This is a genomic window from Rhizobium sp. SVR5-2C, from assembly GCF_056755115.1.
In genome coordinates, this window is the sequence record NZ_JBNDHT010000174.1 from 1 (window position 1) to 12,506 (window position 12,506).

Sequence of the window (12,506 nt, forward strand, 5' to 3'; positions counted from 1 at the left end):
GATACGATTCGGGTTAACCCAGCGGATCGCGCGGTATGGCACGCCCTGCCAGCCGCGCGTCCAGCCAGCAATGCTGGCGACCTGGCCCTGTCCCTCCTTTAGCAGGGCCTTCTTTTTGCTCCGAACCGGAACATTGCTACGTCTTAAGGGTTGGAGGGGTCGGGATCGCGTGGTCGATCTCTTCCGGTCCCTTTTCCGTTACCTCATACGGAAAGCCGCGCGATTCCACCTTGGTTAGCCAAGCTGCCCCAGGGTCCTTTTTCTCGGTACGCTAGCAGACTGGAACCGATTGGTTATCGATACGGCCGCGCGCAGTATTCCTGTTAATGCCAGCGATGAGGCACACCATCCTGGCGCCGCGCGGTCATAGTTTTCCCGAACGCCCTCGGGTGTGATCAATGAGTGATCCTGATCGATATTCCGGCAAGCCACCAAGGCGCACCTTGGGTGTGTGGATCCTGATAGCACTCGCTGCCGCATTGGCTTTTCTGCTTGCTTGGCTGTTCGGATGGTTGGGTCCGGGAGATTTGCGACGGCGGCCCCCCGTGCAGCACGCGCGATCCTCACACTTCTCTGTACTGTTGCTGCCGCCTCTGCCCGGCAATGTCGCGTAGCCCAGATGATCCATGGGTATGGGTTCGTGCAGTATTCGTGGCGGCCCTTGCATTTCGTTCAGTGGAAGGAGAACACGATTTTCACGAGCAGTTGCACGATTTTGCAGAACAGATCGAACGGCTGCTGATGATGGTTCTGCTCGTCTGCTTGGGTTCGATCTTGGCCACCGAGACGATTCTGGTTGCTGTTGATTGGCGCGTCGTACTCGTCGCCGCGCTGACGCTGCTCGCCGTGAGGCCGCTATCGGGTTGATCTGCCTGCTTGGTACAGGGTATTCCGCGGGCGAGAAACTGGTGAACTCCGTCTTCGGCATCCGGGGGCTGGGAACGATCCACTATCTTGCCTACGCCACAGGTCAGGCGGAATTCGACAATGCCGACGCCGTCTGGGCGACTGGAATCCTAATAGTGCTGATCTCCATCGTCGTTCATGGAATAGCCGTCACACCGACCATGAACTGGGTCGAGGCCACGCGATCGAGGACACAGGAACGACCGCGGAAAACTTCCGTGCGCTAGGTCCAAGAAAACACGCCGGGACCACGGGTCAAGTGCAACAGCGAAACGGCTACGAGCCGCGCTGTCGAGAGCCTGGACCGGAAAGCGGATTTCGTCGACGTGGCTATGTTTTGAACATGGGGCGGGCGAAGTTCACGGTCGTGTTCCCACTACCTCAATCCCTGTCCGTCGAGCACCCAGCAACCGCTGCTCGCTCGGAACCACCTCCGCAGGCGCGCGTTTATTACTCATCACTGAAAGAGGGTGAAAGGAAGCAACAAGGAGGAGTTTCAATGACGGACTATGATGTTTCGCGCACCGGCGATGTGGCGACGAACGAAACCGGAAATTTGATAGCAGCCAGCAAGGTCGAAGGCACCAATGTCTACAACCTCCAAGGGGAATCCTTGGGAACGGTGTACGACGTCATGATCGATAAAAGGTCTGGGAAGGTTGCTTATGCCGTCATGTCGTTTGGCGGCTTTCTGGGGATGGGGCAGAGCTACCACCCGGTTCCATGGGACATGCTGAAATATGATGAGGGCCAAGGCGGCTACGCGGTTGATCTCGACAAGGCGCAATTGGAGGGCGCGCCTTACTTTGATGATAGAAGCGCGCCTGATTGGTCAGACCCCGAGTACAGGCGCGGCATCGACGACTATTACGGTGTGACGCGACCGATGCTTTGAAGAAGCCATAGGCGGCGGGAGATTTCCATACGTTATTTCCCGCCTGCTTGCTGCACTCGGCTGAGGCTTGCCTTCCGCTACGACCTGACAATCGGTGTCCTGAACATCGTCTTATTCGCTCGCTCCTGCGCATCGTCGAGCTGTTGCTCAACACCTCGACGCGGGTGGCGACCTTGTTGATGCTCTCGATCGCGGTATCTAGCTTGCCGCCGAGAGACTCCACGACGCGATCGTTTGCCGCCTCGATGCCTTTCTTGTTTTCCGCCGTCGCCTCAAGCGCTCTCGTCACCTGGAATGAAAGCGGCGGTATTTGCGATACCTGCTGCTGGGTGTCGTCGAGAACCCTCTGTGTCCGCTCCTGAGCGTTATGGATATCGGCGATATCTCGATTGAGGCTGGCCCATACCCCGCCGATGATGAATGCGTTGACGAGAGCGGCGCCGATGATGGCGATGAAATGCGCCGGGTTGATCTTCGGCTTTTCGACTTAATTTGCATGATGTCTCCGTTCATCCAGCGCGCCTGCCCTTTGATAAAAGGCCCGCGAAGCGGACCTAAGTTAACGAGCATCACAAAGCGAGATGGTGATAAAAGGGAGAACAAGACCGCATCGGCAAGCGGTTCTGAAACTATTGAAGGTGTAAACATTCGTTCCATATGGGAACGCTTTACGGCGGTAGTTGAACCGCTACACGACGGGATGGTGAGCATGGCCGACAACTTGCATCAGCCGGACCTTTCAGAAGTGATACACGAGCTCAACGAGCAAGTGATCGCGTTACAAGGTCAAAATAATATTCTGCACTCTATCCTGCGAAGGCTAATCCTTCTCATCACGCCTCCTGGTCCCGCAGGTCCCTCTGGATAGTGGCATCGATGCCGACCTGCAATTCTACGCGCAGCACATCGAAAGCATGGACCTGCGAACGCAAAAGTTCCTAAACGCCGCAATCGAGTCCTTGGAGCAGTTCAAGCTTAGTGAGCCGGAAAAATCTGACCGACTGAACCGCGCCGGGTTTGCCGGAGGCTGTTTGGTTTAAGTTATGCAGCCATGGCTGGTTCGTCCAGCATGGCGTAATACTGCTCCTCGGCTTCGGCTGGCGGGATGTTTCCGATGGGCTCCAGAAGCCGTCGATGATTGAACCAATCGACCCATTCGAGGGTGGCGAACTCAACCGCTTCGAAGCTCCGCCATGGTCCGCGCCGATGAATGACCTCGGCCTTGTAGAGACCGTTGATCGTTTCGGCGAGCGCGTTGTCGTAGCTGTCGCCAACGCTTCCGACCGAAGGCTCGATGCCTGCCTCGGCCAGTCGCTCCGAATACTTGATCGACACGTATTGGGCAGATTCAACCGGTCGTCGCAACACTATCGATTTTAGCGTTTGTGAGGAATTGGTCGAGTGCTTCGGCCGGTGTTTTCCAGCCGAGTGTTTTGCGCGGCCTTGTATTGATGGCATGGGCGACCGCATCGAGTTCATCGGAGGTGTGTTGGCTGAGATCGGTGCCTTTAGGAAAGTATTGCCGCAATATACCATTCGTGTTCTCGTTTGTGCCGCGCTGCCAGGGGCTTTGAGGATCGCAGAAGTAGATCTGTAGTCCTGTGTCGATCCGCAGGCGGGCATGCTGGGCCATTTCTGCACCCTGATCCCAGGTAAGCGACTGGCGCAATGTCTCTGGAAGGCTTGTGATCGATCTCGTTATGGCATCACGTACAGCTTCGGCACCGTGGCCGGCCAAGGCCGGACCATTCTTGATGCTCTTTCCGGGTTGATAGCCTTCCATGCGCGGCAGGTGCAGCAGCATTGTGAAGCGCGTAGCACGTTCGACCAGTGTACCGATCGCGGAGCTTCCCAGGCCAAGGATGAGATCACCTTCCCAATGCCCCGGCACAGCTCTATCCTCAACCTCGGGCGGCCGCTGGCTGATCAGTATCGCGTCGCCAACGAAGGACTTGCCGCGGTTTCGGACCCGTTCGCGGGGTATGCGCAAAGCCCGGCCAGACCGCAGGCAGGCGGTTAGCTCGCGACGTAGTGCTCCACGTCCCTGGATATATAGCGCTTGGTAAATCGCCTCATGGCTGATGCGCATGGTCGGATCCTCGGGGAAATCGAGCCGGAGCCGATGCGCAATCTGCTCCGGGCTCCAGGCCGTTGACCAGCGCCTATTCTGGCGGTGAACGGCACGGCGCCCTTTCCATATCACATCGGGGCCGGTAAATCCGACGCCATCTGCTTTGGCAATCATACCTGCAAGCCGTTCCTGGATATAATCGCGCAGCGCAGGATTTGTGACGAGCTTGCTTGGTCTTGGGCGCAGGGAGGCCCGATCGGCATGCCATTGCGCTGTACTGGCACGATAGTCCAAATTTCCACCTCGCGTTGCTGCGTTACGTCGCAGCTCGCGAGAGATCGTGCTCGGGGACCTCCCAAGTTTGCGTGCAATGGTCCGGACTCCGTTGCCTTTGGCGAGTTCGATTGCAATGTCCTCGCGCTCTGAAAATGTTAGATATCGCCCGCCCGGTGGCTTTGCCGATGGGGCCAAATGCGTTGGTGGCATTCCTCCTGAACTCCGAAACCATCGCGCTCCGACCGGTGCCGAAACACCGGCATCTACCGCCGCGTCTTCACTCGTCTGACCAGACGCAATAGCTTGCCAGAAGCGGCAAAGATTCTCACGCTGCCAGACTGGCGGCCGGCCGGGCGAACGTAGTTTGCTTCGTGTAGAGCGATCCGAACGACGCTTGTGCGGCTTCATCGTAACATCCTTGTTCAAGGTGTTGCGACGACCGGTTGAATCTGCCTCTCGATCTTCAATGCAATGTCGCTGCGGGCGCGGACCGACAATCGGTCCACGTTCAGGCGTTTGGCAACGTTCTCGTAGTAGGTTGATGGGGCAATCGGCAGCAGTCTGCAGATCGGCTCGACCCCGAACACCGACCGGTGTTCGTCGATGAAGGAGATCATCGCTTCAAGGGGCGGTCGAGCTCCGCCATCGCGAAATAAGCGGACGCTTTGCGCAGTATCTCATTGGCCTGCCGAAGCTCGCGGTTCTCCCGTTCCAGAGCCTTCATCTTCTCGGCCACTTCGCTTGGGAGACCAGGCCGGGAACCATCTTCCACTTCCGCCTTCTTCACCCATTCATTGAGCGTCTGCGCCGTGCAGCCGATCTTGGCGGCGATCGAGGAAACCGCTGCCCATCGCGAGGAATGTTCGCCTTGGTGATCCAAAAACCATCCGCACTGCTCGGGCGCGGACTTCCGGTGAAAATTTGTTCGCTGTCTTGCTCATATCGGCTCCACTTTCTCAGAAGTTGGAGCCTCCGGCAAACCCGGCGCGGTTCAGACCTCAGCTGAGACTCGTTCCCAAGGGTCCTTCAAGCGACGGGTAGCTGCGCCGCAGAGACGGCAACCACTTTAGATTACTTCCAGCAATCCTGGGATTTGCCAACCTGTTATGCGTGGCCACCTGATTGGCAAAAGGCGGGTCCTTCCGGAGAATCAACACGGACGTCTCAAGGCTTGGCTGAAGCTTCTCGAACCCGGCGCACGCAGTCGACTTTGTCGCTGTCTGGCAGCCCGAAATCATTGCACAGAGCGGCAACATCAAGAGAAGAAACCTGACCATTGATCTTTCCTTTTTCGGCAGAGCGCTTGACCGCAATTTCCAGCGCTGCGGTTGCAGCTTGCTGGCGTCCTCAGAGCGTCCGACGAGGATTGCGGGGTAAGTGGCGATGAGAGCGCCCAACGCCGCTCCCGCACCAACCTTGAGCCATTCAGGCAGCAGCTTGAGCATTCGTCACCGCCTTGAGATCGAGGGCATCCTGCAACTCGTCCCTCTTGCGCTTCGCATACCAGCGATAGGCTAGGTCGCCGATCGTCAGCACGGCGCCGGCGATAATGGGCCCCGCGACCACCTTGCCGATAAGTTCGCTGCTGGTGCTGAGTGACCGGTGGCTGACCCGGCGTGGCATGGAGACCCGGCAGGGCCACAAGACCCTTATCCCGGGTCTCTGCTTGTCACGGCCAAGTGATGACCGGCAAAGCCGCTATGAATTCCGCAACGGTCGGCGCCGCCCCGCCTCCCTGGACGTCGGCAAGCTGTGCGAACATCGAGGCCAGTGCCTGCGTTCGCGAGCTGAGGAAAGCTTGAAAGCTTTCCAGCCCGGTAAAGGTATGTCCATTGTCCGCGGACTTGTTGCAAAAATTCAGATGATGCCCGAAAGAGCGCCAAAGACTTTCAGCGGGAACTTTTGATGAGGGATTTCAAGTGGCGCCATTTTCAGGGGGAAGTGATTTTGTGGGCAATGCGATGGTATTGCCGCTATGGTGTCAGCTATCGCGATCTCGAGCAGACGATGAGCGAACGGGGTGTGCCTGTCGATCATTCCACGATCTTTCGCTGGGTTCAGAAATACGCGCCGGAAGATCAAAAAGGGGCTGCGCTGGCACTGGCGGCGGCCGCAGTCGACAAGCTGGCGCGTTGATGAGACCTATGTGAAAAGAGCCCGCCTTGGCCTCATTGCCGGCGGAGCCGGAAATCGCGACCGAAAGTTGATGAAGTGTTTCCTAATATCTTAGGATCGGGTAACGTCATCGTGGATATCTGACATTGGACTCACCAATGGACGATCGCAACGCGATCAGAGGGCCATTCGATGAAGACCTCGGCATCAGGCGTCGCCACTTTCCTGAGCCTTCTTCTCCTGAATTGCAATGCGTGCGGTTCCTTTGCGCAGGAAACTCCGCGCCCAAACGGGCAGGCAAAGCAAATCACTGAAATCAAGATCGGCTATTTGCGCGCCTACGCGCCGCAGCTGGCGTTGTCCATTCTAGACATGCCGCCGCGCGACGAAGGTGTTGCGGGCGCCAATGTGGCAATCGGCGACAACAACACGACCGGCAGGTTTCTCGGGCAGGAGTTCAAGCTCGAGGTGACAGAGATCAAACCCGACGCCGAGGTGGTTTCTGCCTTTGAGACGATGGCGGCCGAGGGCGACCGCTACATCCTGACGGACATCTCCGCCAGGCAATTGCTGTCGATCGCCGATAGCGCGCGGCAAAAAGGCATACTCCTGTTCAATGTCGGGGCCACGGACGATCTCCTGCGAGAAGAAGAATGTCGCTCTAATATATTCCATACGGCTCCGTCACGCACAATGCTTGCTGACGGTCTTGCACAGTATCTGATCTGGAAACAGTGGCGCAGATGGGTGCTTCTCTATGGTTCGTACGAAGGTGACAAACTCTTCGCCGATGCTTTGCGGCGTGCCGCGGAGCGCTTCGGCGGCAAGATCGTCGCTGAAAAACTGTTCGAAGATACCGGCACGGCACGGCGGACTGATACTGGCGTGGTCCAGATCCAGCGGCAGATGCCGGTCTTTACCCAAAACCTTCCGGAACATGACGTCGTTCTGGTCGCCGACGAAAGCGAGGTCTTCGGCACCTACGTGCCGTACCGTACCTGGGTCCCGCGGCCGGTCGCCGGTACGGCGGGCCTGGTACCGACCGCCTGGCACCCGGCCAGCGAACAATGGGGCGGAACCCAGATCCAGAACCGCTTTGCAAAGGCGAATGGCCGTCGCATGCTGTCCAAAGATATGGCGGCGTGGACAGCGGTCCGCATCCTCGGCGAAGCTGCTACCCGCACGCAAAACAGTGATCCCGAGAAGATCGGCGGATACATCCGCTCGGACGATTTTTCCATCGCGGCCTTCAAGGGCCAGAAACTGACATTCCGCAAATGGAACTTGCAATTGCGCCAGCCGATTTTCCTCGGTGATGCGCGCACGGTCGTTTCGACCTCGCCGCAGGAAGGCTTCCTCCATCAGGTTTCGGAGCTAGATACGCTAGGGATCGATGAACCGGAGACGAAGTGCGTCTTGAAGTGATCGCTCGATATGATGGGAGGGACTTGATGCGAAGCCGACTATCCTTTCTCGCCGGCATGACAGCAGCCGGTTTCATGGCCGGCCCGGCATCCGCCTACATGGTCTACGTTTCCAACGAACGCGACAACACGATCAGCGTCATCGACTCGAACACGAAGGAGGTCGTGAAGACGGTAAATGTAGGGCAGCGTCCACGCGGCATCACCATCTCGCATGACGGCAAATTCATCTATCTCTGTGCGAGCGACGACGACACGATCGAGATCATCGACACCGCCACCCTGGAGATCGTCGGTTCCCTGCCCTCCGGTCCCGATCCCGAGCTGTTCGTTCTCTCCCCGGATGGCAAGACACTCTATGTGGCGAATGAAGACGACAATCTGGTCACCGTCATCGATATCGGGAGCAAGGAGGTCGTTGCAGAAGTTCCTGTCGGCGTCGAGCCCGAGGGCATGGGGGTGAGTCCAGACGGAAGGACCATGGTCAACACGTCGGAAACGACGAACATGGCTCATTTTATCGACACCAAGACGCACGAGATGACCCATAACGTGCTGGTGGATTCGCGGCCGCGCTTTGCCGAGTTCAAGCCCGACGGGTCCGAGGTGTGGGTCAGCGCCGAGATCAGCGGCACCGTCTCCGTGATCGATAATGCGACGCGAGAGGTGAAACAGAAGATTACCTTCGAAATTCCCGGCCTGCGCGCCGAATCCATCCAGCCTGTCGGTATCCGGATCACCGATGATGGAAAGAAAGCCTATGTGGCGCTCGGTCCTGCCAACCGTGTCGCCGTCATCAACACCGAAACCTATGAAGTCGAGAAATACATCCTGGTCGGCCAACGGGTCTGGCAACTCGCCTTTACCCCCGACCAAAAGCAGATCGTCAGCACGAACGGCGTTTCGAACGACATCACATTCATCGATGTCGCGACGGACGAGCCGGTCCAATCGGTAACCGTCGGCGCGCTTCCATGGGGCGTTGTTGTGTCCCCGAACTGACGCAACGATGGAGGAGATCATGAAGAGAACTCCCACAATCGTCCTTGTCGCCATAGTCGGCATGACTTTTGCGCATACCCAGGCCTGGACACAGGACAAGGACGACAACGATGACGCTGCGAGAGCCCCAGCCACCGAGCAGGTGACGATGAAAGGCACGATCATTATTAAATAGGCGTCGAACCACTCAGGAAGGAGCGGTTGCGGTTGCAGGACCTGAAGACCAGTAAAGGCTCGAACGGGGCGGCGGCTCTCAGCGTCCATGCCGTACGCCATTCCTATGGCTCGAAGCCTGCTCTGAATGATGTGACCTTCTCCCTCCCGCCCGCGAGTTTTACGGTGCTTCTCGGTCTGAATGGGGCGGGAAAGACGACCCTGTTCTCGCTCATCAGCCATCTCTACGGCACCCGGCACGGATCGATCCGGGTCTTTGGCTACGACATCAGCCGTGCCCCCGGAGAAGCGTTGCGGCGACTCGGAATTGTCTTTCAGGCCCGAACCCTCGATCTCGATCTGAGTGTCCACCAGAACCTTTCCTATCACGCTTCGCTGCACGGCATTGGCGCGGGTGAAGCGCGCAAGCGGATCGACACCCTGCTTCATACGGTCGGCATGAGCGAGAAGTTGCATGACAAGGCGCGCAGCCTTTCGGGCGGCCAGATGCGACGGGTCGAGATCGCGCGAGCGCTCCTGCATCGGCCGCATCTGCTGCTGCTCGACGAAGCGACCGTCGGTCTCGACATCCAATCCCGGGCCGGAATCCTGGCGACCATCCGCGCCCTGGTACGCAGCGAAGGAATCAGTGTTTTCTGGGCGACACATCTGATCGACGAGGTCGACGAAGCAGATCGTGTGGTTATCCTGCGCCAGGGCGAGGTCGTCGCCGACGGTGACGTGAAGGAGGTAGTGCGAACGACCGAGGCCACGACGATCCGTGAAGCGTTCTCGCGGCTCGGCCAGCCGGTAGCAGATTCGACGGACGGTTCACCATGAGCCGACAATTGCAAAATACAGCGAGTATTGCGGGACCGGGAGCGATGAAATTAAAGCGTCTCGGGTCGATCCACTACCTGATCTGCTTGAAAGGCATCCTTGTCCGCGAGGGACTGCGCTTTCTTCACCAGCGGGAGCGTTTCATCGCCTCTCTGGTGAGACCGCTGCTCTGGCTTTTTATCTTCGCGGCGGGCTTCCGGCAGGTGCTCGGCGTCTCGATTATCCCGCCCTACAAGACCTACGTGCTGTATGAGGTCTATATCACGCCCGGCCTTTGCGGCATGATCCTGCTCTTCAGCGGCATGCAATCCTCGCTGTCGATGGTCTATGACCGCGAAATGGGCAACATGCGTACCTTGCTGGTCAGCCCATTCCCGCGCTGGTTCCTGCTGGTATCGAAGCTATTAGCCGGCGTCATCGTATCGATCGCTCAAGTCTACGTGTTTCTCGCCATTGCCGGGTTCTGGGGCGTGAAGGCGCCGCCGATCGGCTATCTCCTGGTATTTCCGGCACTGTTCATCGGCGGCATGATGCTCGGTGCGCTCGGACTGCTGCTTTCCTCCGTTATCAAACAGCTCGAGAACTTTGCCGGTATCATGAACTTCGTCATATTTCCGATGTATTTCGCCTCCGCGGCGCTTTATCCCCTGTGGCGCGTTCAGGAAGCGAGCCCCCTTCTTTACAAGATTTGTCTCGTCAATCCTTTCACCTATGTCGTCGAATTAATCCGTTTCGCCTTCTATGGGCTGGTGGAGTGGACTTCCCTCGCCGTCGTCTCTGGGTTCACGATCATCTTTCTTGCGGGCGCCATCATGGCCTACGACCCTTCTCGTGGGCTGATGATCCGCAAGCAGGATACGGGAGGAAATGCATGATGGATCGCTTAGGCCTCCTGCTCCGACTGGCCCGCTCTATTGTTCTTGCGGCGATCACCGGTTTTCCGATTACCGCGTCGGGCGCCGATGCGGATTGGCCGTGCATCCAGCGTAAGGTGCCCGAACTGTCGTTGGGTCAGATCTGGAATGGGCCGGAGCTGCCTGAATCGGCTAGGGGATGGGCAAAGGATGACGATATCTCGACGCTGGTTCGGCAGACGGCTGCCAGACGTATCCCTGTCGCGGAGGCCCAGCAGGACATCCGGGATTTTGCGGCAAATCTGCCTGGTGATCAGGTCGAGAGCCGGATGACGATGCTGGTTCAAGGGCTATTCGATCACATGAATGCGGAACGCTCCCACGTCATCTCCGGCATCGGCCGCTATGCCCGCAAGCAGCTCGAGCTTGCGGCAGCGCTGCGCAAGGAGGCGTCCGAGGTCGATGCCATGCAGGCCAAGCCGGAGGCGAATCCGTGCGAAGTCGCCGAGCGCACCGACCGGTTGATCTGGCAGACGCGCCTCTTCGAAGAGCGCGCGCAGTCGCTGACATATGTCTGCGAGGTGCCGACGATCATCGAGCAAAGGCTGTACCAGCTTGCCAAGACCGCGTCAGAGGTGCTCGCGAAGAAGTAGATTCGATCGAAGGGCTTGCGCAGGGTGAATATCGAAGAGTGCATTAGCATATTGTTGACGACTTTTGCGGGAGCGCGTAGCTTGATCAGGGAGAAAATCTACGACATTAGCGATCTCCACGCGCCACAGGACGCTGCGATCAGCGCGAGGGCCAAGGGCGGTCGGCGTGAGGTATCGAGTGAATTTGGTCGATCTCATTCTCACTGTTTGCCTGACGGCAAATCCTGGCAATTGCCGCACCGAGCACCTTTATTTCGAGTACGGGGGCTCCCTGGTGCAATGCATGTTTCAGGCCTCGATCTACGTCGCGAGGTGGTCGCAGGAGAATCCGAAGCTCAAGGTCATTCGCTGGAAGTGCGCGTATCGCGATAACGGCGAACACATCTGACCGAATCTGCGGGGATCAAGAGCCGGATGATTTTAGGTCGAATCGACCTAAAATCTGAATCCGCCTCTAAATCAAAGAGGTAGAACGGGATATCGCCCGAAAGCCGCAAACACTTTTCGGCATCCCGCTCTAATGCATGTCGCTGAAATTTGTGCAGCGGTTTTGCGGCAACGACATGCATAGAAACAACAATCTATGGGAGGCGTGGCTATGATCTCGCGACGTTGTATCTTGTCGATGGCGGCATTTGCGGCTGCGGGGGCCGTTGTCGCGACGCCCGTCGTCAGCAGGGCAGCCGGCAAAATTCGCGTGGGTGCTCTGAAATTCGGGACAGTAAGCTGGGAACTCGATACGCTGAAGCGCCACAAGTTCGACACTGAAAACGGTGTCGAGGTCGAAGTTGTCTATTTTGCTGGTGAGGATGCGTCCAATGTCGCGATGCTGGCCGGCGATATCGACGTCATCGTGTCCGACTGGCTCTGGGTTTCCCGCGAGCGTTCGGCCGGACACGATCTCACATTGGTTCCCTATTCGACGGCGGTCGGTGCCATCATGGTGAAAGAGCAGTCGCCAATAAAGGGGATCGCCGATCTCGAGAACCGGAAGATCGGAGTAGCCGGCGGACCGCTGGACAAGAGCTGGCTCCTGATTCAGGCGCTTGCCAAGCGTGATCATGAAATCGACCTGGTTGCCAGCAATGAGATCGTGTTCGGCGCGCCGCCGCTGCTTTCGGAGAAGGCGCAGCAGGGCGAGCTCGATGCGGTCCTGAATTTCTGGCACTTCTGCGCGCGCCTGGAGGCGAACGGCTTTCGGCGATTGATTGGAGCCAACGAGGCGGCAGAGGGCCTTGGCGCGTCTGGACCCGTTTCGGCGCTCGGTTACGTCTTTAGCGAGAAATGGGCGCTTGAAAATCCCGGTGCTGCGATGGG

General features: G+C 58.1%; 15 protein-coding genes, 3 pseudogenes and 1 other annotated feature. Of the genes and pseudogenes, 13 read left to right on the top strand and 5 right to left on the bottom strand.

Annotated features, from left to right (window positions below; all coding sequences use genetic code 11):
* Positions 1–651 precede the first annotated feature (651 nt).
* The 4 genes from ACPYOI_RS31675 to ACPYOI_RS31690 all read left to right on the top strand — a co-directional run bounded on the left by ACPYOI_RS31675 (position 652) and on the right by ACPYOI_RS31690 (position 2,669).
* Positions 652–867, top strand: a complete 216-nt coding sequence (locus ACPYOI_RS31675) for a hypothetical protein (protein ID WP_481420076.1) — start codon at positions 652–654, stop codon at positions 865–867.
* A gap of 41 nt (positions 868–908) precedes the next feature.
* Positions 909–1,133 carry a hypothetical protein gene (locus tag ACPYOI_RS31680; RefSeq protein WP_481420077.1) on the top strand — a complete coding sequence of 75 codons (225 nt, stop codon included), beginning with the start codon at positions 909–911 and terminating at the stop codon, positions 1,131–1,133.
* 272 nt (positions 1,134–1,405) lie between these two features.
* A complete protein-coding gene (locus tag ACPYOI_RS31685) occupies positions 1,406–1,801 on the top strand; it encodes a PRC-barrel domain-containing protein (protein WP_481420078.1) in 396 nt (131 codons plus the stop codon).
* 367 nt (positions 1,802–2,168) lie between these two features.
* On the top strand, positions 2,169–2,669 hold the full coding sequence (locus tag ACPYOI_RS31690; RefSeq protein WP_481420079.1) for a hypothetical protein: 501 nt from the start codon (positions 2,169–2,171) through the stop codon (positions 2,667–2,669).
* Positions 2,670–2,842: 173 nt separating this feature from the next.
* Here ACPYOI_RS31690 and ACPYOI_RS31695 read toward each other — a convergent pair.
* From ACPYOI_RS31695 to ACPYOI_RS31715, 5 genes and pseudogenes are all read right to left on the bottom strand, one after another.
* A pseudogene (locus ACPYOI_RS31695) lies at positions 2,843–3,145 on the bottom strand (integrase core domain-containing protein); the annotation flags it as partial.
* A 4-nt stretch (positions 3,146–3,149) separates the two neighbouring features.
* On the bottom strand, positions 3,150–4,556 hold the full coding sequence (locus ACPYOI_RS31700; protein ID WP_481420080.1) for an IS30 family transposase: 1,407 nt from the start codon (positions 4,554–4,556) through the stop codon (positions 3,150–3,152).
* Between the two features lie 47 nt (positions 4,557–4,603).
* Positions 4,604–5,089, bottom strand: a pseudogene (locus tag ACPYOI_RS31705) (transposase); the annotation flags it as partial.
* Positions 4,691–4,807 (bottom strand) — a sequence feature (AL1L pseudoknot). It overlaps the preceding pseudogene by 117 nt.
* A 57-nt stretch (positions 5,090–5,146) precedes the next feature.
* Positions 5,147–5,593: a hypothetical protein gene (locus ACPYOI_RS31710; RefSeq protein WP_481420081.1), complete on the bottom strand. Its 447-nt coding sequence runs from the start codon at positions 5,591–5,593 to the stop codon at positions 5,147–5,149.
* Positions 5,574–5,792, bottom strand: a complete 219-nt coding sequence (locus ACPYOI_RS31715) for a hypothetical protein (RefSeq protein ID WP_481423854.1) — start codon at positions 5,790–5,792, stop codon at positions 5,574–5,576. The genes ACPYOI_RS31710 and ACPYOI_RS31715 overlap by 20 nt, the downstream gene beginning before the upstream one ends.
* A 261-nt stretch (positions 5,793–6,053) precedes the next feature.
* On the opposite strand from ACPYOI_RS31715, the pseudogene ACPYOI_RS31720 reads away from it, so the two are divergent.
* The 9 genes and pseudogenes from ACPYOI_RS31720 to ACPYOI_RS31760 all read left to right on the top strand — a co-directional run.
* Positions 6,054–6,300, top strand: a pseudogene (locus tag ACPYOI_RS31720) (IS6 family transposase); the annotation flags it as partial.
* A gap of 155 nt (positions 6,301–6,455) precedes the next feature.
* Positions 6,456–7,688 (top strand): ABC transporter substrate-binding protein, encoded by a 1,233-nt coding sequence (locus tag ACPYOI_RS31725; protein ID WP_481423855.1) that lies wholly within the window; start codon positions 6,456–6,458, stop codon positions 7,686–7,688.
* 26 nt (positions 7,689–7,714) lie between these two features.
* On the top strand, positions 7,715–8,689 hold the full coding sequence (locus ACPYOI_RS31730) for a YVTN family beta-propeller repeat protein (protein WP_481423856.1): 975 nt from the start codon (positions 7,715–7,717) through the stop codon (positions 8,687–8,689).
* Between the two features lie 19 nt (positions 8,690–8,708).
* Positions 8,709–8,864: a hypothetical protein gene (locus ACPYOI_RS31735; RefSeq protein WP_481420190.1), complete on the top strand. Its 156-nt coding sequence runs from the start codon at positions 8,709–8,711 to the stop codon at positions 8,862–8,864.
* 32 nt (positions 8,865–8,896) lie between these two features.
* The gene (locus ACPYOI_RS31740; protein WP_481420191.1) at positions 8,897–9,682 is read left to right on the top strand and encodes an ATP-binding cassette domain-containing protein; all 786 of its coding nucleotides are present in this window, start codon (positions 8,897–8,899) and stop codon (positions 9,680–9,682) included.
* A gap of 44 nt (positions 9,683–9,726) precedes the next feature.
* Positions 9,727–10,557 (top strand): ABC transporter permease, encoded by an 831-nt coding sequence (locus ACPYOI_RS31745; RefSeq protein ID WP_481423857.1) that lies wholly within the window; start codon positions 9,727–9,729, stop codon positions 10,555–10,557.
* On the top strand, positions 10,554–11,189 hold the full coding sequence (locus ACPYOI_RS31750) for a hypothetical protein (RefSeq protein ID WP_481423858.1): 636 nt from the start codon (positions 10,554–10,556) through the stop codon (positions 11,187–11,189). The genes ACPYOI_RS31745 and ACPYOI_RS31750 overlap by 4 nt, the downstream gene beginning before the upstream one ends.
* A gap of 178 nt (positions 11,190–11,367) precedes the next feature.
* The gene (locus ACPYOI_RS31755) at positions 11,368–11,577 is read left to right on the top strand and encodes a hypothetical protein (protein ID WP_481423859.1); all 210 of its coding nucleotides are present in this window, start codon (positions 11,368–11,370) and stop codon (positions 11,575–11,577) included.
* A 210-nt stretch (positions 11,578–11,787) separates the two neighbouring features.
* Positions 11,788–12,506 (top strand): ABC transporter substrate-binding protein (locus ACPYOI_RS31760; protein WP_481423860.1); only part of this gene is annotated, 719 nt, incomplete at its 3' end.

What these genes read in the sequence shown, in the direction of transcription:
- ACPYOI_RS31685 (WP_481420078.1), top strand. Translation starts at nt 1,406, where the DNA reads ATGACGGACTATGATGTTTCGCGCACCGGCGATGTGGCGACGAACGAA.
- ACPYOI_RS31690 (WP_481420079.1), top strand. Translation starts at nt 2,169, where the DNA reads ATGGATATCGGCGATATCTCGATTGAGGCTGGCCCATACCCCGCCGAT.
- ACPYOI_RS31700 (WP_481420080.1), bottom strand. Translation starts at nt 4,556, where the DNA reads ATGAAGCCGCACAAGCGTCGTTCGGATCGCTCTACACGAAGCAAACTA.
- ACPYOI_RS31710 (WP_481420081.1), bottom strand. Translation starts at nt 5,593, where the DNA reads ATGCTCAAGCTGCTGCCTGAATGGCTCAAGGTTGGTGCGGGAGCGGCG.
- ACPYOI_RS31725 (WP_481423855.1), top strand. Translation starts at nt 6,456, where the DNA reads ATGAAGACCTCGGCATCAGGCGTCGCCACTTTCCTGAGCCTTCTTCTC.
- ACPYOI_RS31730 (WP_481423856.1), top strand. Translation starts at nt 7,715, where the DNA reads ATGCGAAGCCGACTATCCTTTCTCGCCGGCATGACAGCAGCCGGTTTC.
- ACPYOI_RS31735 (WP_481420190.1), top strand. Translation starts at nt 8,709, where the DNA reads ATGAAGAGAACTCCCACAATCGTCCTTGTCGCCATAGTCGGCATGACT.
- ACPYOI_RS31745 (WP_481423857.1), top strand. Translation starts at nt 9,727, where the DNA reads ATGAAATTAAAGCGTCTCGGGTCGATCCACTACCTGATCTGCTTGAAA.
- ACPYOI_RS31750 (WP_481423858.1), top strand. Translation starts at nt 10,554, where the DNA reads ATGATGGATCGCTTAGGCCTCCTGCTCCGACTGGCCCGCTCTATTGTT.